The 25238-nt window shown below is 60.2% G+C and carries 29 protein-coding genes and 1 tRNA gene; 4 read left to right on the plus strand and 26 right to left on the minus strand.

Going from position 1 to position 25238, the window contains the following annotated elements; genetic code table 11:
• Nucleotides 1-23: 23 nt before the first annotated feature.
• Complete coding sequence (gene pyrE / locus FGU65_RS00950; RefSeq protein ID WP_301662524.1) at nucleotides 24-536, minus strand: orotate phosphoribosyltransferase; 513 nt, start codon at nucleotides 534-536, stop codon at nucleotides 24-26.
• Nucleotides 530-1030, minus strand: coding sequence for a CDP-2,3-bis-(O-geranylgeranyl)-sn-glycerol synthase (locus tag FGU65_RS00955; RefSeq protein WP_301662918.1), 501 nt, complete (start codon nucleotides 1028-1030; stop codon nucleotides 530-532). The genes pyrE and FGU65_RS00955 overlap by 7 nt, the downstream gene beginning before the upstream one ends.
• A gap of 142 nt (nucleotides 1031-1172) precedes the next feature.
• On the opposite strand from FGU65_RS00955, the gene tes reads away from it, so the two are divergent.
• Nucleotides 1173-2636 (plus strand): tetraether lipid synthase Tes, encoded by a 1464-nt coding sequence (gene tes, locus FGU65_RS00960; protein ID WP_301662919.1) that lies wholly within the window; start codon nucleotides 1173-1175, stop codon nucleotides 2634-2636.
• 71 nt (nucleotides 2637-2707) lie between these two features.
• On the opposite strand, the gene FGU65_RS00965 is transcribed toward tes, so the two are convergent.
• From FGU65_RS00965 to FGU65_RS01025, 13 genes are all read right to left on the minus strand, one after another.
• The gene (locus FGU65_RS00965) at nucleotides 2708-3643 is read right to left on the minus strand and encodes an ornithine cyclodeaminase family protein (RefSeq protein WP_301662525.1); all 936 of its coding nucleotides are present in this window, start codon (nucleotides 3641-3643) and stop codon (nucleotides 2708-2710) included.
• 43 nt (nucleotides 3644-3686) lie between these two features.
• Nucleotides 3687-4385 (minus strand): roadblock/LC7 domain-containing protein, encoded by a 699-nt coding sequence (locus FGU65_RS00970; RefSeq protein WP_301662526.1) that lies wholly within the window; start codon nucleotides 4383-4385, stop codon nucleotides 3687-3689.
• 6 nt (nucleotides 4386-4391) lie between these two features.
• A complete protein-coding gene (locus FGU65_RS00975; protein WP_301662527.1) occupies nucleotides 4392-4739 on the minus strand; it encodes a roadblock/LC7 domain-containing protein in 348 nt (115 codons plus the stop codon).
• Entirely contained in the window at nucleotides 4733-6118 is a 1386-nt protein-coding gene (locus FGU65_RS00980) for a Ni/Fe hydrogenase subunit alpha (RefSeq protein WP_301662528.1), read from the minus strand. The genes FGU65_RS00975 and FGU65_RS00980 overlap by 7 nt, the downstream gene beginning before the upstream one ends.
• On the minus strand, nucleotides 6115-7032 hold the full coding sequence (locus tag FGU65_RS00985; RefSeq protein ID WP_301662529.1) for an NADH-quinone oxidoreductase subunit B family protein: 918 nt from the start codon (nucleotides 7030-7032) through the stop codon (nucleotides 6115-6117). Before FGU65_RS00985 ends, FGU65_RS00980 begins: the two co-directional genes overlap by 4 nt.
• 10 nt (nucleotides 7033-7042) lie before the next feature.
• A complete protein-coding gene (locus FGU65_RS00990; RefSeq protein ID WP_301662530.1) occupies nucleotides 7043-7606 on the minus strand; it encodes an isoprenoid biosynthesis enzyme family protein in 564 nt (187 codons plus the stop codon).
• Complete coding sequence (locus tag FGU65_RS00995; RefSeq protein ID WP_301662531.1) at nucleotides 7606-7848, minus strand: 4Fe-4S dicluster domain-containing protein; 243 nt, start codon at nucleotides 7846-7848, stop codon at nucleotides 7606-7608. The genes FGU65_RS00990 and FGU65_RS00995 overlap by 1 nt, the downstream gene beginning before the upstream one ends.
• A gap of 1054 nt (nucleotides 7849-8902) precedes the next feature.
• Nucleotides 8903-9094 carry a hypothetical protein gene (locus FGU65_RS01000; protein ID WP_301662532.1) on the minus strand — a complete coding sequence of 64 codons (192 nt, stop codon included), beginning with the start codon at nucleotides 9092-9094 and terminating at the stop codon, nucleotides 8903-8905.
• On the minus strand, nucleotides 9091-9882 hold the full coding sequence (gene minD, locus FGU65_RS01005; protein ID WP_301662533.1) for a cell division ATPase MinD: 792 nt from the start codon (nucleotides 9880-9882) through the stop codon (nucleotides 9091-9093). Before minD ends, FGU65_RS01000 begins: the two co-directional genes overlap by 4 nt.
• Nucleotides 9883-9930: 48 nt before the next feature.
• Nucleotides 9931-10491 (minus strand): hypothetical protein, encoded by a 561-nt coding sequence (locus tag FGU65_RS01010; protein ID WP_301662534.1) that lies wholly within the window; start codon nucleotides 10489-10491, stop codon nucleotides 9931-9933.
• A gap of 16 nt (nucleotides 10492-10507) precedes the next feature.
• On the minus strand, nucleotides 10508-11113 hold the full coding sequence (locus FGU65_RS01015) for a hypothetical protein (protein ID WP_301662535.1): 606 nt from the start codon (nucleotides 11111-11113) through the stop codon (nucleotides 10508-10510).
• Nucleotides 11114-11253: 140 nt separating this feature from the next.
• Complete coding sequence (locus FGU65_RS01020; protein WP_301662536.1) at nucleotides 11254-11499, minus strand: hypothetical protein; 246 nt, start codon at nucleotides 11497-11499, stop codon at nucleotides 11254-11256.
• Nucleotides 11500-12125: 626 nt separating this feature from the next.
• A complete protein-coding gene (locus tag FGU65_RS01025; protein WP_301662537.1) occupies nucleotides 12126-12584 on the minus strand; it encodes a hydrogenase maturation protease in 459 nt (152 codons plus the stop codon).
• A 98-nt stretch (nucleotides 12585-12682) separates the two neighbouring features.
• Between FGU65_RS01025 and FGU65_RS01030 the strand changes: the two genes are divergently transcribed.
• Nucleotides 12683-13477, plus strand: a complete 795-nt coding sequence (locus tag FGU65_RS01030; protein ID WP_301662538.1) for an ATP-grasp domain-containing protein — start codon at nucleotides 12683-12685, stop codon at nucleotides 13475-13477.
• A gap of 647 nt (nucleotides 13478-14124) precedes the next feature.
• Here FGU65_RS01030 and FGU65_RS01035 read toward each other — a convergent pair.
• From FGU65_RS01035 to FGU65_RS01075, 9 genes are all read right to left on the minus strand, one after another.
• The gene (locus tag FGU65_RS01035) at nucleotides 14125-14409 is read right to left on the minus strand and encodes a UPF0058 family protein (RefSeq protein WP_301662539.1); all 285 of its coding nucleotides are present in this window, start codon (nucleotides 14407-14409) and stop codon (nucleotides 14125-14127) included.
• A 62-nt stretch (nucleotides 14410-14471) separates the two neighbouring features.
• Nucleotides 14472-15704, minus strand: a complete 1233-nt coding sequence (dnaG, locus tag FGU65_RS01040; protein WP_301662540.1) for a DNA primase DnaG — start codon at nucleotides 15702-15704, stop codon at nucleotides 14472-14474.
• Between the two features lie 239 nt (nucleotides 15705-15943).
• Nucleotides 15944-16264 (minus strand): DUF167 domain-containing protein, encoded by a 321-nt coding sequence (locus tag FGU65_RS01045; RefSeq protein ID WP_301662541.1) that lies wholly within the window; start codon nucleotides 16262-16264, stop codon nucleotides 15944-15946.
• Between the two features lie 199 nt (nucleotides 16265-16463).
• Complete coding sequence (gene pyrC / locus FGU65_RS01050) at nucleotides 16464-17735, minus strand: dihydroorotase (RefSeq protein ID WP_301662542.1); 1272 nt, start codon at nucleotides 17733-17735, stop codon at nucleotides 16464-16466.
• Nucleotides 17732-18646, minus strand: a complete 915-nt coding sequence (locus FGU65_RS01055) for a DUF2156 domain-containing protein (protein WP_301662543.1) — start codon at nucleotides 18644-18646, stop codon at nucleotides 17732-17734. Before FGU65_RS01055 ends, pyrC begins: the two co-directional genes overlap by 4 nt.
• Nucleotides 18647-18650: 4 nt before the next feature.
• Entirely contained in the window at nucleotides 18651-19079 is a 429-nt protein-coding gene (locus FGU65_RS01060; RefSeq protein WP_301662544.1) for a GNAT family N-acetyltransferase, read from the minus strand.
• A gap of 100 nt (nucleotides 19080-19179) precedes the next feature.
• Nucleotides 19180-20175: a hydrogenase expression/formation protein HypE gene (gene hypE / locus FGU65_RS01065; RefSeq protein ID WP_301662545.1), complete on the minus strand. Its 996-nt coding sequence runs from the start codon at nucleotides 20173-20175 to the stop codon at nucleotides 19180-19182.
• 160 nt (nucleotides 20176-20335) lie between these two features.
• Nucleotides 20336-20674: a hydrogenase maturation nickel metallochaperone HypA/HybF gene (locus tag FGU65_RS01070; protein ID WP_301662546.1), complete on the minus strand. Its 339-nt coding sequence runs from the start codon at nucleotides 20672-20674 to the stop codon at nucleotides 20336-20338.
• Entirely contained in the window at nucleotides 20674-20901 is a 228-nt protein-coding gene (locus FGU65_RS01075) for a HypC/HybG/HupF family hydrogenase formation chaperone (protein ID WP_301662547.1), read from the minus strand. Before FGU65_RS01075 ends, FGU65_RS01070 begins: the two co-directional genes overlap by 1 nt.
• Before the next feature lie 292 nt (nucleotides 20902-21193).
• Between FGU65_RS01075 and FGU65_RS01080 the strand changes: the two genes are divergently transcribed.
• Both FGU65_RS01080 and pfkA read left to right on the plus strand, forming a co-directional pair.
• A complete protein-coding gene (locus tag FGU65_RS01080) occupies nucleotides 21194-22408 on the plus strand; it encodes a phosphoglycerate kinase (protein WP_301662548.1) in 1215 nt (404 codons plus the stop codon).
• 15 nt (nucleotides 22409-22423) lie between these two features.
• Nucleotides 22424-23392, plus strand: coding sequence for a 6-phosphofructokinase (gene pfkA / locus FGU65_RS01085; protein WP_301662549.1), 969 nt, complete (start codon nucleotides 22424-22426; stop codon nucleotides 23390-23392).
• A 579-nt stretch (nucleotides 23393-23971) separates the two neighbouring features.
• Here pfkA and FGU65_RS01090 read toward each other — a convergent pair.
• Both FGU65_RS01090 and FGU65_RS01095 read right to left on the minus strand, forming a co-directional pair.
• Nucleotides 23972-24056: transfer RNA gene (locus tag FGU65_RS01090), tRNA-Ser, on the minus strand.
• Between the two features lie 39 nt (nucleotides 24057-24095).
• Nucleotides 24096-25217, minus strand: a complete 1122-nt coding sequence (locus FGU65_RS01095; RefSeq protein ID WP_301662550.1) for a hypothetical protein — start codon at nucleotides 25215-25217, stop codon at nucleotides 24096-24098.
• Nucleotides 25218-25238: the final 21 nt, after the last annotated feature.

Consider the following 25238-nt stretch of genomic DNA (forward strand, 5'->3'; position numbering starts at 1 on the left):
TTGGTCTCCCTGCCGTTTAATGGTTATTCGTCCAGAACCTCGCTGATCCGCACCAGCGCGGAGAGCGTCACCCCATGGGATGCGAACGTTTCAAAGGCGCCTGCTTCGCGGTCTACGACGGTCACCACGGTATCGATACGGGCACCGGCAGAGCGGAGCGTCTCCACACCATAGAGGGCACTCCCGCCGGATGTCGTCACATCCTCGACGAGCAGCACCGTTTTGTCCCTGACATTGCCGATAATGGCGCCCGATTTTCCATGCTCCTTCTCCTCTTTCCGGATTACCGCAAAAGGCTTGCCGCTTGCAAGCGACACCGCTACGGCGACCGGGACGGCTCCTACCGCGACGCCGGCAACGACCTCAAACTCCTGGGTCTCTGCAATTGCCTTCCCAATCGCTCCGAGAATTACCGGATTGGTCGTCGCAGTCTTGATATCGACGTAGTATCTGCTCCGTGCACCCGAGGCCAGTACGAAGTCTCCGAACTCTATTGCTCCCGAATCGATCAGCATTTGTGCGATAGCGTTTACCATGGTACGTCCTTCACTCCTGTGAGATATCCGATAATGTTTGCCGCCCGGTGAAGCAGTGGTGTCAGAATGAGAATCCAGATCGCTATAGGCACTGTTATGGTGTTAAAAAACCATTCCGGGTTCCCGATCAGAACGAGGAGGAATGCCCCGATCACCAGGTCATACTGGTCCGCGACAGGCCACTTCTCTCCCCGCTCCTTCCCGAGCCGGCGTTTGAGGAAACTCTTGGCGAGGTCTCCGAGCAGTGCTCCGGCGGCGAGGAGGCTCACCGAGAGGAGTGTCTGCTCCGGAAGAAACGTCCAACCCATAGCACTTCGCAGACTTATCTCGGCGACCCCTGCAAGGATGCCTATCAGTACACCGGCGAAGAACCCACGGTACGTCTTGCCGTTGCCAAAGATTCTCCGACCGTCGGAGAAGTTCCTGCCAAGGTCGATGGGCCTTCCGCCGCCGAAGAGTGCGGCCGCAGAGTTCGGCACGTATGCCGGTATCATTATCCATATCGCCGCCAAGAGAGAAACCACAATGTAAGCGATATCCATACTTCCGGTCGCCAATACTCTAGTATAAAGAGTAAATATAAAGATTAAGGTATCGAAATATGAGATACAGATGGACTACGGCACAGGTGATACGATGATTCTCAAGACGACAAAGAGCCTCTGTCCGGTATGTCGTGCAGTTCTGGATGCAGACGTAGTGGAGGAGGACGGAAAGGTCTGGCTGGTGCGGACGTGCCCTGAGCATGGCCTGTATCGGGGTCTGTACTGGTCGGACTCAGAAATGTACAAGCGATTCGAAGAGTACGAGGTTATCGGGAATGGTGTGGCAAACCCCCAGAAGACCGCAGCTCCGGAGGAATGCCCCCACGCCTGTGGGCTCTGCAACAACCACCGTTCGACCACCCTGCTCGCCAATATCGATCTGACCAACCGCTGTAACCTCAACTGTGATTTTTGTTTTGCAAACGCCCGTGCATGCGGTTTCGTCTATGAACCGTCGTTTGAGCAGATCGTCGATATGCTGCGCCTGCTGCGTGACGAGAAGCCTGTGCCGGCACCTGCAGTCCAGTTTTCGGGTGGAGAGCCCACGATGCGCGACGACCTTCCGGAGATCATCCGCACGGCGAAGGGTCTCGGGTTCCAGCAGGTGCAGATCGCGACAAACGGATTGGTGCTCGCAAAGGACGCTGGTTACGTGCAGGAACTCAAAGATGCCGGCCTGAGCACGGTCTACCTCCACTTCGACGGCGTCTCGCGGGCAACCAACCCGCTGCTCCCGCACAGCGAGAAAGCGCTCCAGAACTGTGCAGAGGTCGGTCTTGGGGTTGTGCTGGTGCCGACGGTCATTCGCGGAAGGAACGATCACGAGCTCGGGGAGATCATCCGGTATGCCGCCGAGCATATCGACGTCGTCAGGGGCGTTAACTTCCAGCCGGTGGCGTTCACCGGGGCCGCGAGCGACGACGACGTCGCAAATGAGCGTATCACCATCCCGGACCTTGCCGACTGCATCGATGAGCAGACGGGGGGCATCATCAAAAAGGACTTCTTCTACCCTGTCCCCTGTGTCGTTCCCGTCTCCGAACTCGTGGAAGCCTACACGGGCAAGCCGCAGCTCGTCTTCACGGCGCACCAGCACTGCGGCGCCGCAACCTATGTCTTTGTCACCGACGAGGGCATGATCCCGGTGAACAAGATGCTCGACGTCGATACGTTCTTCTCATCCATCAAGAAGATGGAGGCGAAGCTCCGGAAGGGCGGTTCGATCAATAAGTACGTCACGCTGGTCGAGGGAGTTCGCGACCTGCACGTCTCCGTGAAGAAAGGGGAGAGCGGCAACACGACGGAATTCTGGAAACTGATCGCAAAGGCGCTCGTCAAGCACAACTTCGAGGCCCTGCGAGAATTCCACTGGAACGCCCTCTTCATCGGCACGATGCACTTTATGGACAGTTTCAATTACGATACCCAGCGCGTGCAGCGCTGCTGCATCCACTATGCAACCCCCGACGGGCGCCTCATCCCCTTCTGCAGCTACAACAGCGGCCCGGTCTTCCGGGAGCAGGTCTGGAAGGCGTTTGCAAAAGACGCAGAGTAGGAGGTTCCGGTTCCCGTCTGTTTTTTGCCCGGACAAACCGGGCACTCCCGGCATCCGTCATCCGGCAGCTTTCAGGGAAACGGCAGGTCGATGCCGTCGGCATGCCGCATGGCAACGGCTGCGATGGCCAGGTCCTGGACGGCAATTCCCGTCGAGTCGAAGATGGTGACCGCCCCGGACGAAGAGCGCCGTTTCATTCCGATCACCACCTCGCCGAGCGTTCCGGCGATCTCGCCGGGGGTGTAGTGCCCTTCCCTGAGAGGGACATTGATCTCTCCCGAATGCACTGCCTGCTCTGAATCGTCCACGTACACCTCAGCCCGGCGGAGGAGGGCAGGGTCGAGTTCCTGTTTACCGGGGGCATCCGCGCCGATGGCATTGATGTGCGTCCCGTCGGCTATCCATGCCGCATCGACGACCGGCACGGTGGACGGCGTGGTGGTCACCAGGACGTCGCAGTCGCATGCCTGCCTGATGGGCACGCTGCGGGCGCTGTAGTCGGGGTACCTTGCTGCAAATGCCTCCGCATGCTTCTCTTTCCGCGTCCAGACCTTCAGTTCCTCGATCGCCAGCTCGGCGGCGATCGCCTCGACCTGTGCTTCGGCCTGTCTGCCGGTGCCGACGAGGCCGAGCGTCACCCGCCGTTTCGGCGAAAGATACTTTGCCGCGACGGCTCCGGCCGCACCGGTGCGCATGGCGGTGAGTTCCGTGGCATTGATGATCGCCTGCGGAAGGCCGGTTGCAGGATCGAGAAGAACGGTGAGCGCCATCACCGTCGGCAGACCCCCGGATCGATTCAGCGGGTGCACATTGACGACCTTCACCCCGGCGATGCCGAGTGCCGGCAGATAGGCGGGCATCGTCCGGAAATCCCCGGTATCGAAGGTTACGTAGATCTTCGGCGGCATCTGCACGTTGCCTCTGCCGTGTTCGGCAAACGCCATCTCGATCGCACGGTTCACATCGGGTATGGAGATCCGCCGCCACGGCCCGGCATAGTATCGCATACGAGTACTCATGCAGCGGAAGAAGAAAAATGAGTCTGGTTCGCTACGGCCTTACGAGATCTTCCTGGATGCGCCGTATCGCCAACCGGATGAGCCCGAGATGAGCATCCGGCTCTGTCAGGACACAGATGAAGAGTTCACCGTAGGGAGCGGTGATCAGTTTTCCTTCCGGGGATTCGAGGATGATCTGCGTGAGGTCACCCATCGCCATGTCGCTGACGATTCTGATGCCGGCACGGAGCAGGTCCTCGGCGACGGCGGCGATCTGCTCGACATCGGCGTTTCCGAATGACTGGAGCGCAAACCCCTCATGAAAGACCGAAACCGCAACGACGCCGGGCTGTTTTCCGATCTGCTCCAGCCGCTCCGCGCTCATCATCATCTCGATGTCCACCGGCTCCGGTTCAGGTTCCGGCTCCTCCACTGTCTCCCTGGCAACGGCGCAGCCGGCATCACAGCAGTAGTCCCATGCCTCGTCGAGCTCATCGGGCGTATATACCGCCATTTCACATTCGATCGTCGGCAGGCTCCGGATGCGTTCTATGGCCTCATCGCCCTGCTGGATCGAGATCCCGTCGTCATCTTCAAACCTGGCAGCAATCGGGTGCCCCGTCTCGACGACGAGGAACCCGGCGCCTTCAGGGTCGGTGATCCAAAGCCTCCCGGTAAATCCGGGGGTGATGCTCATGAGATTCTCGAGCGGCCCCTGCATCTTTCCAAGCAGTCTCCCATCAGGCAGCATCAGACTTCACAGAGCAGCGGTTATCCGGTCGCGGTTCTTTTTCAGTTCGTACCTGATCCTGCCGACGTTGACGTTTGCGTTCGCGACGATGGCGATCAGCTCGTCCTCGGAGAGCGGTGATAACAGGATGGGGCCGTTCTCGAGCTCGACGAGCATCTGGCTCATCTCCCCTTTCCCGAGCTCGATGCTCATTGCCTCCGACGTACCCATGCCGGTCGACGCCATCGCTCCGAGCGCCTCGATGTCGAGATCGCCGGCGGTCACACTCTCGATGACGAAGCCGTCCCGGCCTGCAACAACGGCGGCCGTCACTCCGTCAAGCTTCAGGAATTCTCCAAGAATCTGTTTTAACATTGGTATCTCCTCGTTTGGGATTGTTCAACCTCGATCCTGATAGGCATCCGGCCTATGGCGTGGGTGGCGCACGAGATGCAGGGGTCGTAGGCACGGATCACCATCTCGATCCGGTTTGCGGCGCTCTCGGTCACGGCACCGTTTTCTACGACACGCCGGGCCATATCCTCGACGCCCCGATCCATCGCGTAGTTGTTCTGGCAGGTCGCCACGATCAGGTTGCAGTGCTCGATCATGCCGTTCTCATCCACGGAATAATCATGGACCAGCGTGCCGCGGGGTGCCTCGATGATCCCGACGCCGCGCCGGTTCTTGACAGCCTGCACCGGTGTCCTGACATCCTCGCCGGTAATGCCGCCGTCCGAGAGGAATGAGACTGCCTTTTCGCAGCAGGCCATGAACTCGATGTACCGGGCGATGTTGTAGGCGAGGGTGGTCTGGGTATGCCTGCCGAAGGCCCCGCGGTACTCGGCGAGCGCCGCATCGGCATGCTCGCTTCCCATCTTCTCGATGATGTTGAGCCGGGCCAGCGGCCCGACCCGGTAGTAGTCGCCGGAGGTAAACCGGGCAAACTTCAGGTACGACCACGGTTCGGAGTACTCGTCGATATAGTCTGTGTACTCAGGACCCGCAAACGACCCGAGCCGGCTTCCGTCACGTCCGATCATCTCCACGGCGCCGTTGTAGGTCGAGAAGACGCCGCCGTCGCTCATGCCCATGAACGCGGTATCGACGGAGCCGTAACGCTGGTCGACATCGTCCAGCAGCCCGCGCGCGATCTCCCAGCCTTCCCGTGCTATGCCGAGCGACTCCTCCGCCATGGCAAGGAGTTCGGTCCGCCTGCTCTCGGAGAGCGGCATCGACATGCCGCCGGGAAGAGCATTCCCGGGGTGGATGGGCTTGCCGCCGATCGCTTCGCTGAGCCTCTGGCCGAATTTCCTGACCGCGATCGCCTTCTTCGCAATATCAGGCGACCGCTTTGCAAGCCCGAGCACGTTGCGCTCTTCTGCCGGCGCCTCGTGGCCGATGAGGAAATCGGGAGCCGCGAGCATGAAAAAGTGGAGCGCGTGCGAGTGGATGAACTGCCCGAGGTTGAGCAGTTCCCGCAGGTTTCTGCCGGTCGCGGGGGGCTCGACACTGAAGATCTGATCCGTCGCCTTCGCCGCGGCGAGGTGATGGGCTGACGGGCAGATCCCGCAGATCCGGGGGGTGATGCGCGGCGCCTCCTCGACGGCGGCGCCGATGAGGAATTTTTCAAATCCTCGCAGTTCGACGACCTGGAAGTGGGCGGATTCGACCTCTCCGGCATCGTTGAGGTAGATCTTAACCCCTGCATGCCCCTCGATCCTGGTGACCGGGCTGATGGTGATCTCTTTCATCCGCTCCTCTCCTTGACAAGGTCCCGTATCTTCGAGTTCTCTTTGTCCTCCATGATCAGGCTCCCGATGGTGAATGCATACATCGTGTGGGCGACGTCGTAGAACTCCTTCTCGACCTCTTTCTGCGGTTTGTCCGTCAGGTCGGAGATGCGCCGCAGCATCATGTTGTAGATGTCGCGGCAGGGTTCACGGAGAACGTCGAGGGACGGGCCGTTGCACCCGGTGCACGGCACGTTGTTCTTCGGGCATGCCGCCCCGCATCTCCCGAAGGTCACGCTTCCGAGACAGAGATATCCCTGCCCGAGCAGACAGTGCTCCCGGTCAGGTATGCCCTCGTGGCGCCTTTTGAGCGACCAGTTCTCAACAGGCCCCATCTTCCGGTCGCACTCCGCGCAGACGGACTTCCTGGAGAGAGCGAGGGTGTCGCCGGCGATGATCGCCGGGATGATCTGCCGCAAAAAAGCCTCTTTTGGCGGGCAGCCGGTGATGTAGTAGTCGATCTTCGTTATATCGCCGACCGCGAACGCCCGGTACAGGAACGGCGGCACGTCGTTGGGTATGACGCCGTCGTCATCTGCCGTCGCGGTTTCACGGTAGACGTAATTGAAGAGCTCGTCGTTGCTGCTGAGCATCGAAAGTCCCGAAACCCCGCCGTAACAGGCGCATGTCCCGAAAGCCACGACCTTCTTCGCCCGTTTCCGGAGCAGTTTCAGGCGTTCGTGGTTCTCTTCGTTTCTGATGGCGCCGGTCACGAATGCGATATCAATGCCCTCGGGCGGTTCCTTGACGTCCATAATCACCGGTGAGTAGACGATATCCGCCTGCGCTACGAGGTCGAGGAGCATCTCGTGGAGGTCGAGGACTGCTATCGTGCATCCCGAGCATCCTGCCAGTTCTTCGATTGCTATCTTCACGGAATGCACCTCATTTCAGGATGAGCTTTTTGAGACAGGCGTTCGGCCCGGTATGGACGATCTCAAGTTTCGCCCTGCGGCCGGTGATCTCTTCGATGGCTCCTACGACATATCCGAAGAGCGTCTGGCAGAGCGGGCCGCCCTGCTCCTGTCCGTTTCGCCGCAGCGTCTGGCGCACGATACAGTCGTGGAAGACGAGATAGATGAACGTCTGCCCGTCTTCCTCAATGATGAAGTTCTCTTTGTCTTCGGGCTTCCAGACCTCGAAGGTATACTGCCCCCGCAGGAGGTCTGAGAGCTCGTGCAGCGCTTCTTCCACATCATCGCGTTTCTGGAAGTATTTGGCGATCTCGTGGCCGAACTTTTTCCCCGCCCGATAGGTGACCGCATTTGCCCCCCGGCCTGCGATCTCCTCGAGGGACCGGATGATCAGTCCGTTGAGTTTCATCACGCCATGGAGCGTCTCTTCCATCTCGCTTGGGCGCGGCGTGCATTCGAGGGGAATGTCTTCGGAGCGATAGACGATGTCGGTGTGAAAACTCTCGTGCAATTCGTCGATATAGGATGCCGTCATCATATCACCCTGTTCAGCATTTCACAGACCCGCATGTCGATGTAATGCCTCCGTGCCGGGTATATGCCCCGGTGCTCAAGTGCCTGAGCCGGGCAGATCTCGTGACAGGAGAGGCATCCCATGCAGTTCTTCGGTTTGACGGGGACACTTACCCCGTCCCGGAGTTCATAGACATCCATGGGACAATCCTTGACACAGAGACCGCATCCGACACACGCGTCGGTATCTACACGTATATCCATCCTTGTAGCCTCATGATCGATTCAATCACTTTGATATAATCAAGCCACGACATATAAATATGATGGTTTCTGTCTGGCTGTCTTCAATCATTTTCTCATAATATCTCCGTTTTTATGTCGGGTTTGAAGGTGCGGGCTATCCAATGCACGGCACGGATCCGTTCGTGGGTGGTGTCCTGAGAAGCACCTGGTGACTCCTCGTGCGGGTTGCAGGCAGGTCGCGGTGCCACTTTGCCGCCCTCCCGGGTTTGGGGGGGCGCAGTGGCAATCACATGCAGGGGAGGGGGATGCCCCATATACGCTACCGTAGCCTCTGGGTGCACCGAAATTCCTGGTGCTATCGGCGGGATCCAGGCACGTGATGAGATCCCATCTCTTGCTCCGGATGACCGCAGTCCGGGGTATTCGGGGGCACGGCTTTCCCCTGGGTATCGCCATGACTGCCCCCGCCCCGTGAGGGGCGGGGGAGGAGGCCGGAGGCCGGGTGGGGCGGGGTTGATGAGGTCTGTGGATCTTCGCGGGAGACAGGGGAGGGGAAAACCCCTCCCCGTCGGCCTCACCCCGGGGGCGCTTAGCCGCCACGGTCCGCGGCATGGGGAGACGCCCGGGAAAACGGTCGTCCCCGGCACCAGCCCGGTCAGGGGAAAAACGCGGTATACGCTTGAATCCCCGTATCGAAGGGTAGCGCTAATGGGGGCACACACCTCCCCCGGTCCATCCCGACGAAGACACACCTCATGATCCGGTATTTGCACAGTAGATTCGGGCAGCGGAGGGAGGCGGAGCCGTCCCTGAACAGAGCAGGGTATCACGATTCATCGCCCAGGTCTGTGGCCGATATGGCTACAGCAATGGTTTTCGGTAATGAATACAGGATTGATCGCGGCAGGATACGTTCGGTTAGATTTCCCAAAAGAAATTTTTTAATCCAATCCTGGAGCACTATCGCACTCTTCGGAGCAGATCTCCGAGATGTTCTCCCGACGTCGGCACCGGGCAGAAAGTAAAAAAAAGACGTTCATGCCGCTTCCCCGGCAGGAGCGGTTCACCTGGCTCATCTGAAATTGATGTTTTTAGTGGCAGAGATGAGCATCTCCAGATCCTGATTTGAGAACTCCAGATTCTGTCCGAGCTGGTCAAGTTCATCCTGCTGCTGTTTGATGCGCCGGTACATGACGTACATCATGAAGAGCTGAAAAAGAACGACGAGGGCGAAGAAGACGAGCAGTAAGCGCTCAAGAGTCATCGTTTCCCTCTGAAGAGTGCTCTGGCCAGCCGGTCGACGAATCCCTCCCGTGCGGGTGTATCCGGTTCCTCCGCGGGACTCTCAATGCCGGCGAGATTCGCAGAGATGCGTCGGAACGCCCGGGATGCAGTGGAAGAGGGATATTTGACGACGATCGGAAGACGGCCCGCAGATGCGCGCCGGACGTTCGGGTCTTCGGGAATGATGCCGATGATCCGAACGCCGAGCAGTTTCTCCATCTGCGCCCGGCTCATCTCGCCGTTGCTTGTGGTCACCCGGTTCAGGATTGCTCCTTCGACGCGCCCTCCCACCGTCTCGGTCAGGATCTTTGTCTTCAGTGCATCAACGATGGAGGAGATCTCCGGATTGACCACCAGAATAACCCCGTCTGCGACGGTCAGCGGAATGACACCGTCTCTGCTGATGCCTGCCGGTGCATCGATAAGCAGTACGTCGAAGTCATTGACGATATCGTTCATGACGTCCCGCAGGCGGTCCGGGTTGGAGTTCTGGAATCCCTGCAGCGAAAGGCCGCTTGGAACCACTTTTACACCGAGCGGCCCGTCATAGATGGCATCTTTGACTGCCGCTCTCCCCCCGAGGACTTCGTGAAGCGTTACCGGAAGGTTCTCAAGCCCCAGAATGAGCCCGAGGTTGGCCATCCCGACATCTGCATCCAGAATACAGGTCTTTTTACCGTACTGCGCAAGCATCGGGCCGAGGTTTGCCGTAACCGTTGTCTTCCCTGTCCCCCCTTTCCCGGATGCAATCGTATATACCTGAACCATTCAACCACACATTCCCTGTCGTGTATCTTTTGGTCTTGCCGACATCAATTACACCCATCTCTGGAGGGCATCACCAACATCGTTCTTCAGCAGTTCCAGGGCGTCTCCGGGGATCTGCCGCATCGTTCGAGCGACACCGATCACCGTCTCTCCTTTGTGGGGGACGCCGATAAGCGTGACTTCCTTCTCATCGGGCGTCTTCCCCTGAAGGTAGAGATAACTGAATTCCGCCGCCTCCTCCTGCGGGTCCGGGCGGGTCGACCCGATGACGAGGCCGTCCGACGAGGCGAGTGTGAAAGATGTGAGACTATACTTCTCGCCGATGGCCGAGAGGTGAGCCTGCATGCTCTCCGCACCGGCCAGATCGATCTCGGATCGCACCGTGCTCTGTGACTCGGCAGGAACCGGATCTGCATAGCCCAGGTGTTGCTCAAGGGAAGACTTCACCTGCGGCTGAAGGGTGACCCTCTGGTGGAGATCCACGATCATCGCAAGATCCGTGCGGAGGTTCACGATCCAGTACAGGCATCCGGCAACGGCGATCACCAGAATGACTGCCGTTATCGCTACAAAGGTCAGAAGGAACAGAGTGTATCCTGTTGGGTCCATAGACGGGTATCAACTCCTACGCATCGCTGTCCTGAATAAGGTGCTCCAGATCGATTCTCCGGAGCAGATCCTTACAATCCGTCCTGAACGAACCGTTGAGGGTTTCGAGATCCATGGCCTCGATCATCTGGACAAGGGCGTCGAGCTCTTCATGCTGCCCCTGGTCGGCCGCGACCGGTCGACCGGTACTCCCCTGCGACGTGCGCTCTGTTGGCGCAGTGGGAGGTGCTGGCTGCGTGCGACGCTCCGGGCGTGCGGGGGGTCTCTCTGTCGCTCTGACCCTGCCGCCTCTCGTCCCTTTCTCTCCTCGCACGGCAGCCCCTATCTCGAAACTCCGGTTGAACTCCCGCGTCAGTTTGATCTGTTCGGATGTAAGGATATTCAGTTCTGCAGTCGCCTCGCGGTCCCACTTTTCCTTTGCGTCGTCCAGTGCATGCTGTCCTTGTTTTGCACCGCACCCGGCGAGCAGCACCTGCCCCCTATCGTATACTAGAATGGTGCTCTCACCTCCGAGTGCTATGGTGCAGTACCCCGTAAACTGCGTCTTCTGCAGTTCGTCCGTCAGTGAACGGATGGTGACTGACTTATAAATGCGGTGGAACTTTCCGCGCGGCAGCTGCATACAAACACTTCACGCCACTGTTATTTAACATACCGCGTATTTATATTTTTGTCGTTATTGGTATCTCTCCAGAAGTGGATGTCGGCAATATTCTGTAACTACAGGAACGCAAAAAAGTATCCGGGTGCTGACGGGTTTTATCACTTCGTCTCACCGTGCACACCTCCGGATGCTTTTCTGGTCTCCTCGTCGACTGTCGGACAGCCCGTGACGTCGACCGCCACCACCCTGGCCGGTGTCCCGCGTTCGCGTACGATGCAGAACACGTCCGGAAGGCTGCTCTTCTGCAGCCCGAGCGTGTCGCGGCACGCCTGAAAGGGCTCGCCGAATACGCGGACGTCCCTGTGATGCACGGCGTGCCGGCACTTCGTGAGGCGACCGAGCATGCCCCGGGCGCGGTGCAGACTGCTCTCCCGTTCGTGCCCTGGTCTGCTGCACCCCGGTTGCCCCTTTCCCGCTCTGGCGATCTGCAGCCATCCTGCTGCTGCTCTTTCGGTCCAGGTGCCAGTACCTAAACCAATTCAAAAAAAACTGGCGATCTGCAGCCATCCCGCTGCTGCTCTTTCGGTCTTTTAGAACCTCACAGGCCCGATTGAATTCCTGCGCCAGTTCGATCTGTTCGGGTGTAAAGATATTCAGTTCTGCGGCTGCTCCGGCCGCCCCCTGTCCCTGCACGGTATCCAGTGCAGCATCTCCTCTCTCTATGCCGCACTCGGCGAGCAGCACCTGCCCCCTATCGTATACCAGAATGGTGCTCTCACCTCCGAGTGCTATGGTGCAGTACCCTGTAAACTGCGTCTTCTGCAGTTCGTCCGTCAGTGAACGGATGGTAACTGATTTATACATGCGGTGGAACTTTCCGCGCGGCAGCTGCATACAAACACTTCACGCAGCTGGTATGTAACACGCCCCACGTTCATAGTTCTATCGCTCGTGGGACCGCCCCAGAAACGTCTCCCCGATATCGGGTGACGATGTGGATACGCCGAGACATCAGGGAAAGGATACAGCGTTACTCCTTCATCTCCCGAAGTACGCATGCATATGCTGCCCGTACTCCCTCTTCCACCGCGGGATCGAGCCTGTCTGAGTATTCCTCCACCGAACCGACCTCGATACCGACCGTCACCACCTCGGTCGGTATCCCGAGTTCGCGTGCGACTGCGATGACGTCTCCAAGGTCGATCTCATGCAGCGCGAGCGTGCCGCCGCGTGCCGGAGGGTTCCCCCGAAAGATGCGGACGTCGCCGATGCGGTTGCCGATCCCGACCATTGCATCCACAACGACGACCTTTGTACATTCCTCCATGAGCGGTATCAGCCCGAGCCCCCCGACGCCGGCGTCTACCGCATCAATATCAGGGTTGTTCTCATGCAGGAGGTTCAGCACTGCGATTCCTGCCCCGTCGTTTCCCATAAACGGGTTTCCGCAGGCGATGACGCGCTTATGGGGGTCAGTAGCGGTGTTCATCTTCACCACCGGTTTTATTGTGCCGGGTAGAAAAAGGTACGTACGAACCGCCCGGGAAGCGTCAGCACTCCTGCAGCGGAGAGGCGAACGTGAGAACCATGATCTACATTGTACCGAAACCGACCGATACGCCCGATGACAACTCCACCGGGCAGGTAATCCATGAGCTTGAGAAGGCCGGGGCAGCATATCGGATACTCGACCTCGACGACGTCGACCCCTTGAAGAGCGGGCTTGCGCACGAGGTCATCTGGGCGTGCGGCATCAGACAGAACGGCCACCATTTCGAGACGCTGAACGTTTTGTCGCTGGAGAACCGCGTCGTCAATACGCCGGAGAGCATCGTCACCTGCGCCTGCAAGGTGATGACGTCGGCGCTGCTGATCCGCCACGGCGTCCCGACGCCCACCACCCTGTTTACCTCTTCGCCGGACCGTGCGCATGCGTTCATCGGGGAATATGGAAAGGCTGTATATAAGCCCCTGTACGGATTTGACGGAAACGGCATCCGGCTTGTCACCGACGGAGGTGACCTTGGGGAGCCGCCGTGGTACCTGCAGGAGTACGTCTGGAACGACCGTGATTTCCGGGTGTTTGTCATCGACGGGGAGGCCGTCGGCGCGATAGAGCGCGTCTCCGACAGCCTGACGCACAACATCCACCAGGGAGGGATCGGAAGGCCGGTCGAGATTGATGAAGAGATGCGCTCCGTCACCGAGGCTGCCGCCACCGCCATTGGGATCGACTACTGCGGCGTGGATCTGCTCCGTGACGGTGACGGATATACCGTTCTTGAGGTGAACGGGACGCCGAACTGGCACTGCATGGCGGCACCGATACCCCGGCTGCTTGCCGCATTCCTGATGGAGAAGGAACGGGAGATGCGGGCCTGAGGGGCGTGCCCCATATACGCTACCGTACCCTCTGGGTGCACTGAATTCCTGTTGCTATCGGCGGGGTTCAGGCAATTGATGAGGCCGAATCTATTGCTCCGGGTGACCGCAATCCGGAGTATTCGGGGGCACGGCTTTCCCCTGGGTATCACCATGACTGCCCCCGTCCCTTGAGGGGCGGGGTTGATGATATCTATGGATCTTCGCGGGAGACAGGGGAGGGGAAAACCCCTCCCCGTCGGCCCCACCCCAGGGGGCGATAGCCGCCACAGTCCACGGCATGGGGAGACGCCCGGGACAAGCCCGGTCCGGCACCAGCCTCATCAGGGGAAGAACGCGGTATACGCTTGAATCCCTTTGTCGAAGGGTAGCGCTAATGGGGGCCGGCCCCTCCCCCGGTGCGATCGCCGCTACGCTCCCGGATGTTTCCTGGAACATTGCCGATTGCCGCCACGTGTCGTCGGGATTTGGGGGGAGGCGGACGTCGGGCGGATCCGGTGCCTTTGCATGCGGTCTTCTCCGGCTTCCGGGGTTCGGGACGAGCGCAGCGCCCGGGGTGCCGGGAAGGAGCTCTCCTGAAAAACGTTACAGAGATCCGTCGGCGAAGAGGGTTGTTGGGTGAGCGTTTGAAAAAGATATTCTAATATTTATTGAAGATATTCGATCTCTTTGAGCGTTTTTTCCGCAAGTTCCCGCATGCGCGCCGAGATTCTTCCTGATGACGAAAACTCCACGTCTTTCATTGCGTTTGCAAGCTCTGTTCCGAGGACGAATATGGCATATTTATGCTCCATCTTGCTCTTATGAACCTGCGTCGGGTCGATCTTCAAAGAGTAATACTGTGAGAATTTTAGTTCAGGGTTCATCATTTCAAAAAAGTCTTTAATTTCCGTAAGAATCCCATGTAACGTTATAAGCTCTTCCTTGTGCATATTCCGTCCCTGAAATAAAAATTGTAAATATAAACATATATAAATTTGCACTAGCCAATCAGTCACCCTATCTTTATAAGCCTGAGAGAGAGCGGGCGCTTGATGATGCCTTTGAAGTCTCGTGCAGCGACGTATTCCAGGTTTTTACTGCCGAGCAGATCGAGCATCCTCTGATCGACCACCCGGTCGATGACAAGCCCTTCGATGTTTCCATTCAGGTCCTCAAGCACGCTCTCCACGTCCGCCGCATTCGATTCCTTCATGACGGTAAAATCGGGGGTGAGGAAGCGTGCACGCTTTCTGTCCCTGACGTCCGCGATATGGTCTCCGAGTGTCGGTGTCGTCTTTGGCGCTTCTTTTCCCCGTGCCTGCTGCGGGGCGGGGTTCGCAGGAGGAGCCTCCTCCTCGACCGGGACCCGGATCTCGGTGACGATCGTCTTTGCCGGCACCGCCGGTTCCGACCCTTCCCGCTCGATCGCCTCGACGGTGAGCTCGGCCGGCACTTTGTTCCGGAGCGCCTTGACGATCTCTTTGCGGCTCAGCCCTTCGACGCTTTTGCCCCGCGGGCAGTATGCCACAAAGTCGATGTCGGCGATCTGCAAGAGTTCGCGCAAGATCAACTCGCCGCCGCGGTCGCCGTCGAGGAACGCCGTCGCGGTCTTGCGGGAGCAGAGATCGATGATGATATCCGGGACGTTCGTCCCCTCCACGGCGACTGCATTCTTGATGCCGTAACGGAGGAGGTTGATGACGTCCGCCCGTCCTTCGACGACGATGATCGCATCGGAGTCGATGACGTTCGGGCCTGCCGGCACCTTCTCGTTGCCGAGCAGCTCGAGTTTCTCGATCCTGATGACCTCCCGCACCTCGTCGAGCAGGTCGTTGCTGTTGATCTCGCCTTCGTCGAAATTTTCGAGGAGCAGCTCTTTTGCCCGGTTGACGATGTTGCGGCGTTTCGTCACCCGGATATCCTCGATTCTGTCGACGGCTACGCGGGCTGCGCAGGGGCCGACGCGGTCGATGGTCTCAAGGGACGACGCGAGAAGCGCCGTCTCTGCGCGGTCGAGCGAGGAGGTGATGAGGATCTCGCCCTTCGTCTCACCCCGTTTTGTGGTTATCTGGACATCTATCCTTCCGACACGCCCCGTCCGCTGAAGATCCCGCAGGTCGAGGTCTTCGCCGAGTAAACCTTCGGTCTGGCCGAATATGGCACCGACCACATCAGGTTTATCGACCACCCCCTCTGTCTGCAGGATAAGGTGAATAAGATACTTGGTAGTTTCCGGTGAATACATGTGAGCACCCCCGCCATGCGGGAACGTAATTGCCATATGTCATGCAAAGATTCATATGCCTGAGCATAGGTCAAGCTATATATCTATAATGAAATTACTTAAAGTCAGTGGCCTCCCCATCAAACGGACTGGGGGCGTTACATGACAAAAATACCGGAGATCCTGCAGTATTTTTAAATACTTGCTGAAATATATTGGTGTTGCTTATACTGCGCCGCGCAGCATATCTCTTCGGGTTCTCAGGTGCCGAGAAGCGGTTTGAGAACGGCGAGCACATCAGCGCGCGCCTTCCCGATGATTTGAATGCTCTTCTGGGACGATGTGGCTCCCGAGGCTATTGCTACGGACGATTGCGGGATGCCGATTGTATCGGCTACCACTCTGACGATCTCTTTATTCGCTCTTCCGCCGACGGCGGGTGCCGCAATCTGGCAGCGGATACTTCGCCGCCACTCGTTATAGCCTGCAGGGAAAACAGTCTTTTTTGCACCTGCGGAGACGTCGAGTGCGATACGTACGCCCGTATCCGTTTCGGTTACTGCGTCTGCAAAGGAAGTCATACGACCATCTGAGATGTTTCAGAAGTGTCGCCCGACACTAACAAGCGTGGATCACCGGTGGCTGGTGCCGTACCTCACCCGCTTTTACCCATATGCCGGGCGTGCCTGTCGCGCACCTGGGTTGTCCCGTGGTTCATGTCCAGGCATCTCGCCAGATGATCACCCGGGGACCTATAAAGTGCGCTATATCGGCTATGTACTATAGGTCTTCTGAGGTATTATATCCAGCCCCCGGATGCCAGCGGGGGAGGGCGGCGGCAACTGCGCCGTCATGGTATGCGCGCACCCCCTGCACGATGACTTCGGCCGGGAAGACGGCATCGTATCCTGCGTACGGCGACCACCCGCACCGCGAATGGAGCTGATCCGGGTCGACCTTCGCTATTGATTCCGGATACAGGGCGTAGTCGGCACGGTCCCCGGGCGCAAAACCTGCGCGCGGGATGCCGAGCAGGTCGGCGGGTTTCCAGGAAGTCTTTTCGATCACTGATGGCAGGGGGATACGCCGCTTGCGCGCCTCCGCCACGAGCAGCGGAACCATCGTCTCGACGCCCGGGATGCCCGAGGGTGCGGCGGCAATCCCGCGGCTCTTCTCTCCATGCGTATGCGGGGCGTGATCGGAGGCGATGACATCGATCTTCTCCCAGCGCGACCAGAGGCGTTTTCTCTCGCGCTCGCTCCGAAGCGGTGGGTTCACCTTCCCGGCGGCATCGTCGGGGTCGAAGGCTTCCCGGGAGAGGAAGAGGTGGTGCGGCGTCACCTCCACAGACCCTCTGGCTGCGTCCACGGCGTCGGCGGTGCTGAGGTGGCAGAAGTGGAGGCGGAGACCCGGCGGCGCCAGTCTGCCGACGGCTGTGACCGCCAGGACCTCGCCGGCCGCCGGACGCGCCCTGTCGTGGCCGGTGAGCGTTGCCAGCGGCCGGTCGCCCGCGACCTCCTCGGCATGAACCGTGGCAAGCCCGCCGAGCTGCCGTATCCGCTCAAACAGAGGTGCGAGGATCTCCGGCGGGAGCGCTTCACCGTAGCTTGAGGGGGCGGCGAAGGTCTCGCCGAATGCCAGCGCCCCTGCGCGCCACATCCCCGCAAGATCGGCATCGCCGGTGACGCCGGCGTTCACCGCAAACCCGCAGACGGCCTGCCTGTGTGCCTCTTCCACCCGCGAGCGCAGGCGCTCTGCGGTGGTGATCGGAGGGATGGTGTTCGGCTGGTCGACGACGACCGTCACCCCGCCGGCGACGGCGCTTGCTGTTCCTGTCGCAAAATTCTCTTTGTATGCCTGCTCGCCGCCCCGCATGTGGACGTGCATGTCGACGGCGGCCGGCAGGCAGAGCAGACGGCTGCAGTCGACGGTCTCGGCCGCCCGGAGCGGAGCGCCGACGTGCCTGACGACGCCCCTATCGACGGAGACGTCTGCGACCCGTCCGTCCGGGAGGGTCACGTTTTTGAGGAGAAGGTCTACCGGTTCTGTCATCCGAGAATCGCCTGTATATCCTCTTTTCGCGCATAATGCACTTCAACCATGTGGTGGGGCTTGTAGCGCATCTTCGCCTCCCGCAGTCCGGGCACGCCCATGTCGCACTCGCGGTCGAGGCAGAGGTACCGGTCGGTGAGGGCGGCTGCGGTCTCGGCGTTGATCGCCCGGTAGATGCCGCGGTAGGCTTCGGGAAGCGCTTTTTCAAAGTGCACGACCGCCGTTCTCTCGTTCAGGTGCCCAACAACCGATATCGCGCCGATGCTCTCACCGACCCTGATGATCGTCCCGCAGAGGTGCAGGTCGAAGAAATGCTCCATCGCAAAGAGGACAGCTTCTCTTTCGTACGAGAGTATCGGCACCGAATCGCAGTCCTTCCACTCACACCAGACGATAAGGAACTCAAGCACCTCATCGATATTCTCCCGCGTGATCGGCTCGACCCTGTAGGAGAACGCTCTCCTGAATTTGTTGAGGTTCCTGCGGATGTTGAGGTACTCCCCGCCGGGGAGCAGGGCGAGGTCGTCCGTTTTATAGATATAGTCGAAGAAGTCCCGGTCCGGGTGCAGGGGGAGCGCGGGGTAGACCTCCCGGATCCACGCGGTTGAATCCGGGTCAAGCGTCAGCAGCGGTCTTTCGCCGCCGGTGCGTGCGGCAAGCTCCACGACCGCCTCGATGAGGTCGCGGTTCTTCGGGCCTATCGGTGCGCGGTACGTCGTCTCGCCGCCGATGGTGCTCGAGATCATGATCGCATCCCCGGCGACGGCGTAGCGGTAGTCTGCGTAGTGGTTCCAGCAGACCATATTCGCGAAGGTATTGTCGCTATGCACCTGGGGGTAGCGTGCGTAGTGTTCGCAGAATATATCCCGATCTTCCAGAGTTACCGGCTTGAAGTCTTTCTCCGACAGCATTCTCTCACCGCTCACCATAGTAGCGCATGGGGACATATCCCTCGAGTCTTCCGAAACCCAGCGGCAGATAGAACTCGTCCGTCCCGGGTTCGGCGATCAGGCCGATCCAGCCGAGACCTGCAGCAGTACATTCGTTCAGCAGCGTTGATACCACCTTCGATCCGATCCCCCTGCCCCGGTATTCGGGCAGGACAACGAGATCCTGGATGTAGCCGTCCGAGACGCCGTCGGATATGATCCTGCCCATCCCGACGGCCCGATCGGTTGCAGGGTCGATGGCGACGGCAAATGCGAAGCTCCCCCGGATGAGCGCGGCCAGAGCCGCCGGGTCCCACTCCTCGCTCCACCACCCGCCGGCACGGTAGAGATCGGCTATCGTCTCTTCATCCCATGCGGTCACGATTCGTATCTCGATATCCGTCTGCTGCTCCATGGGTTCTCCATCTCCGGTCTCTGATCCCTTCCGTATGCCATAAAACAGGTAGTGGTCGCCGTGCACCGTGTGCTGATAAAAAAGGGTGCTGAGGACTTCTTTAGCAGACCCGGGGAACCGGGTCGCCGACCGGCGGTTCGATGAACCTCTCTCCGCCGATGGCCGTCCGCATGACGACGCTCTTGCCCTCGACGACCGTCCCGATGATCGCCGCGTCCCTGCCGTAGGGGTGCGACCGGAGCGCCGCAAGCACGGCCTCGGCGTCGCCCGGTGCCACGCCCATGAGCACCTTCCCTTCGTTCGCCACCTCGAGGGGATCGATGCCGAGCATCCCGGCAGCGCTCCGGACGTTCTTTCTGATCGGCAGATGCTCCTCCTCGATGACGATGCCCGTGCCGCTCTTGTGCGCCATCTCGTTGATGGCGTTGGCGAACCCGCCCCGGGTCGGATCCTTCATCGCATGGATATCTCCCGCTGCCAGCGCGTCTTCGATGAGCGTCCAGAGCGGGGATACGTCCGAGCGGATCTGGCCGCCGAAGTCGAACCCCTCGCGGTGCGCCATGATGGCGATCCCGTGGTCGCCGAGCGTGCCGCTGGTGATGATGGTGTCGCCGACGATGAGGCCGTTGTCGCGCACGACCGTCTCGGCGACGCCGATCCCTGCGGTGTTGATGACGATGCCGTCGAGCGCGCTGCGCTCCAGCACCTTCGTATCTCCGGTGACGAGATTTGCACCGCACTCGCCGAGCGCCTCGTCCATCGAGGCTACAATCCGCTCAAGGTCGGCGACGTCGAATCCTTCCGGGATGATCATGCCGCAGGAGAGCGCGATCGGTCTGCCGCCCATCACCGCGAGATCGTTGACCGTCCCGCAGACGGCAATCCTGCCGATGTCGCCCCCCGGGAAGAATATCGGAGAGACGACGTGGCTGTCGGTGGTGAATACAATGTTCTGGCCGTTCAGCGGAATTACCGCTCCGTCGTCCAGCGATTCAAGGCCGATTCCGCCGGCGTTGTTGTGCTTCAGGTTCGTGATGGTCGCAAGAAGTTCGCCCATCACCTCGCCGCCGGCACCATGCATGAGGTTTACTTTCATGTCACATTCACTTCTCAGAGAGAGCTGTATCGATGGTTTTGGGATGTGCCGTCCCGGGTCTTCTCTCGCGACGGTCGGTTCGGCTGATGCGAATTGTTTGGCCGATAATCAGATAAGATACACGCTTTGTACGTCGGAGGCTTCTGCGGTGCCCGCACCGTCAGTCTGCGACCTCTATCTCGATGTTGGTGACTACGACTTCCCTGCCGTCGACGATCTCAGGCAGCTTTCCACACTCCGGGCAGACGAACCGTTCGTTCCCCTCGTAGCCGCAGGGGCACCTGCTCCTGGTCTCGACATCGCGGCAGTCGAGCCGCGCGCCGGTAAAGAGCGGGTCCTCCTCGATGATAACGTCGAAGAGGAACTTCACCTGCTCGGGGTTGACCATCGCCATCGCGCCGAAATCGACGTGGACACAGGTCACCTGCGCTGCCTGGTTCTCAAGAGCTGCACGCCGGGCGGTCGAGTAGATGTCGTAGGCGATGCTGTACTCGTGCATTACTCCTCCATCATCGCCGCATAAACCTGACGGAAGATCTCGCGGGTCTCAAGCCCCTCCTCCCGGGAGAGTTTCTGGATGGCGAACCCGACGTGGACAAGCACGAACTCCCCGACCTTGACATCCACCAGGTCGAGCCGGACCTCCTGCTGCAGGTCGCCGAAGTCCACAACGCCGATATTTTCCTCTTTTATTTCCAGCACTTCAGCGGGCATTGCGATGCACATAGCAGTTCCTCATAAGTACTTTGGATGATGCGGACAAAAAAGGTTGGCACTCCTGCAGAAGGTGCAGCCTGCAGGCAAATCCTGCATTTTTTTCCGGACACTCCGGTGTCCGGTACGGTGCCGGGAATACTCGGCCGCTGCACCGGGCGGAACAATACCATTATATGATGCACCCGCACTGCATCGGTTGTTCTGCAGCGGGAGTGCGGGATGCCCCCGGGCATGGTCGGGAGAAGATAGGTCTGCTGCGGCGTCTGCACCCCGCTGCCCGCGAACGATGCCGGAAGTGGTGATGATGCGAAGGAAAACGGTTCGGGATATTGATGTGAGCGGCAGGCGGGTACTGGTCAGGACCGATTATAACGTACCGATGGATGATCACGGCGTCATCTCCGACGATATGCGGATACGGGTGACGCTGCCCACGATACGCTATCTGCAGGAGAGAGGAGCGCGGATCATCATCTGCTCCCACCTCGACCGGCCCGGCGGGAAGGTGGTGGAGAGCCTCCGGCTTGCTCCGGTGGCCCGGCGGCTGTCGGAGCTGCTCGGCGAGCCGGTCATGCCTCTCCGGGAGGTTGTCGGAAGCGGGGTGGAGAGCGCGGTTTCGGAGATGCAGCAGGGGGATGTCGTCATGCTGGAGAATCTCCGGTTCAATCCCGGGGAGAAGGCGAAGGATCCGCAGTTCGCAGAGGATCTTGCGCGTCTTGCGGATATCTACGTCAACGACGCATTCGGTGTCTCGCACCGGGCTGCGGCATCGCTTGTGGGCGTCCCGCAGCACCTGCCGGCGGTGGCGGGGCTGCTGCTGCAGAAGGAGCTTGATGCCTTCGCCGACGTTCTGGAACAGCCGGAACGGCCGTTTGCAGCGGTGATAGGCGGTGCCAAGGTGAGCGACAAGCTGGGCGTTCTGGAGAACGTCCTCACCCGGGTGGATCACCTGCTTATCGGGGGAGGGATGGCGTCGACGTTCATCCGGAGCGAGGGGTACGGCACCGGAGCTTCACGCGTCGAAGCGGAGCAGCTGGACGCGGTCCGGCAGATCGAGAAGAAGGCGCAGGCGCAGGGCGTCGATCTCCATCTCCCGAGCGACGTCGTGGTGGCCGATTCGTTGAAGGCGGACGCGCAGGTCCGCACCGTGCCGGCGGCCGAGATCCCCGACGGCTCCATGATCGTCGATATCGGCCCCGCCACCATCGATGATTTTGCGCGGACGCTCTCGCGGTGCCGCACCGTCGTCTGGAACGGGCCGATGGGGGTCTTCGAGAACCCCGGATCCGCTGAGGGGACGCGCAGAATCGCCGCCGCGATCGCATCCATCAATGGAACGACGGTTATCGGTGGCGGTTCGACCGCTGAAGCGGTAGAAAAGTTCGGGTTTACAGACCGGATGTCGCATATATCGACCGGAGGCGGCGCCGCACTTGCACTGCTGGCGGGAGAGCGCCTGCCCGGCGTGGAGGCGCTCCCGGTGCGGGAAGCGGAGACGATCGGGACGGCGGCCTGATCTCTGGGAGAGATGATGAAGCGGATCGGGGTCCTGACGAGCGGCGGCGACGCGCCGGGCATGAACGCCTGTATCCGTGCGGTGGTGCGCACCGCACTCGCAAATGAGCTGGAGGTCGTCGGGATTCGCCGGGGGTATGCCGGGCTCATCCGGGGAGAGACGGTGCCGCTTGACCGGAGGGCTATCCGGAACACCATCCACATCGGCGGCACGATCCTCGAGACCTCCCGCAGCCCGGAGTTCCGGACGCCGGAAGGTCGGACCCGCGCTGCAGCGAGTATCGAGGAGGCGGGTCTCGACGGGGTGGTGCTGATCGGGGGCGACGGGACGTTCCAGGGCGGCAGCCTTCTTGCGGAGGAGTGGGGGATACCGGTGGTCGGTGTGCCGGCGAGCATCGACAACGACGTCTACGGGACCGATTACTGTATCGGATTCGACACGGCGGCGAACTGCGCCCTCAATGCGATCGACCGGATCCGGGACACGGCACGTTCCCACGATCGCCTCTTCTTTGTCGAGGTGATGGGCCGGGAGAGCGGGTTCCTTGCCCTGGAGAGCGGCATTGCCGGCGGCGCCGAAGAGCTGATCATCCCGGAAGAATCTTTCTCGCCTGCTGACGTGAGTGCCCGCCTTCGGGAGGGGTTCCGTCGGTTCGGCAAGAAGAGCGCCATTGTGGTGGTGGCTGAGGGGGAGATGCCCGGGAGGAGCTTTGAGATCGCCCATGAGATCCGGGAGCACCTCGGCTACGAGTCCCGTGTCGTCGTTCTCGGGCACCTCCAGCGGGGAGGGCCTCCCACGGTCCGCGACCGCGTTCTCGGTAGCATGCTCGGTGTGGCGGCCGTCACGGCACTCCTTGATGGCCGGAACGGGTGTATGGCGGGAGAGGTGAAGGGGGAGATCGCCTATACCCCACTCGGGGAGACGGGGCGGGTGAAATCGCTCGATCCAGACCTGATGCGGATATTTCCGCTCCTTTCGGAGTAGGGGTGCGGGTGCTCCAAAGTATTATCAGGTCTTATGTCGACGATGCTGCCCTTGCGGTTCCGGGTCGTCGGGGAACCGGGAGTCGAGCGTATGAATGGTACGAAAATTGTCATTGCAGGACTGGTGCTGGTCGGCATCGCCGCCGCAGCCTGCGCCGTGATGAAGGTCAGGCGTGCAGGGTGCCCGTACTGCTCCTGATAGAGGCGGGGGAGGGTGGAACCGTCCCCTACTGCGATTACAACAAACCCGAATTGCCGCTATTTTTTGATGGTATCCGGGATTTCCGGGGCCGGATACCGGCGCTGCAATTCATTGAACCATATCGTCCTGATTGCCGAGAAACGGGAAATTCGTCGGGTTACAACGGCGATATGAGCCGGGGTAATCCCCGGGAGGGCGTCTACCATACCTCGCGGTGAGATCGGCTGTCTACGGGTTTTCGGTGATGGTCGAAATTCCGGCGGATCCGGATCTAATTCGGGGTATTTAAGCGGTACTTGATCGCAATGGCTGCCGATCGATCCTGCGGCGCCGTTTTATTGACGGATAGAGCAGTATACAACATTCAGAAAAATCGAGCGCCGGGAGGGAGATTTGAACTCCCGAGGTGCCGAGCACCAGAGGCTTTCAAGGCCCCCGCCTTTCCGGACTAGACTATCCCGGCTCGCCGTATACTGTTTGCGCTCCGGCTAAAAATAGGTATTCACCTCTGCCTGACAAAGAGCAGGACGAGGAGTGCAAAAACGCCGAGGATCGCCGGCAGGGGCGTCGCCTGCGGTGTCGTGGCCGGTGCGCCGCCGAAGGCCGCCGGCACCGTCTGGCTTGTCTGGACGGTATCGGCGTTCTCGACGGTGAGCCGGACGGTGCCGCTATCGGTGTAGCTCATCGGGTAGACTTTGACGTAGACCGTTCCGCCTCTCGCGGTGAAGGTTGCCTTCTCTCCCTCGACCATGCCTTTCTCATTCACTTTATGAATCGTCGCGTCCTCGTCGGCATACTCGATGACCCAGTCGATGCCGGGAGAGGTCTCGACCGTCACCGTGCCGGTCTTCGTATCGACGGCGAAGTACGCAGGCGCGTCCCGTGAGGCGCTGGCGGTCGCGGTGATGGCGGTGGACGAAGGCGTCGTGGTGGGGGCGGCGGTCGTGGTGGGCGCCGCCGGCCCGCCGGTCACCAGGAATTCGGCCGCCGTGATGAATCCTGCAGCGTCTGCAAAGCGGACCTGGTACGTCCCGCCCTCCCGGATCGGCACCGTGAGCGCAAAAGCTCCTGCCTCTGTGGTCTGGATGTAGGTCGGGCCGAAGACGTTCTCACCGTCGTGACGCACCTCGACCTGGACGCCTGCGTTCCCGACTCCCGGGAGGCTGCCGGCAATATCCAGTGTCCCGTCGTAGGCCTGGGTCGCTGGCGACGTGACGGTGATCTCGTCTGCCCGGTTGACGATGGTGACCCAGCGAAGCGTGGTCGAACTGCCGCCGAAGGTAGTCTTTGTCGGATCGACGATCTCGACGGTGTACTGACCGCCGCGGAGCCCCGCCGTCCCGAAGATTGCGGTAAACGTACCGTCCTGCTGGACGACGACGGTTCGTCGGGCTATCTCCTGCTTCGTCCCTGTTGCATAGTAGAGGACGATCTCGGTCGAAAAGCCCGGGTTCAGGGTCGGTTTCGAGAGTCCTTCGACGTTGGCGGTGCCGGTGACCACGAGCGGTTCGCCCGCCTCCACGCGATCGGGTACACTGATCGCAACGTATGCTGCGGATGCGGAGCTCACGATCAGCAACATGCTGATAAGGGTTGTGAGTGAAAGCCATGCGATCCTTTTCATAATCATAGAATGAACGGATAT

It is taken from the genome of Methanoculleus frigidifontis (assembly GCF_030464345.1).
GTDB lineage: Archaea > Halobacteriota > Methanomicrobia > Methanomicrobiales > Methanoculleaceae > Methanoculleus_A > Methanoculleus_A frigidifontis.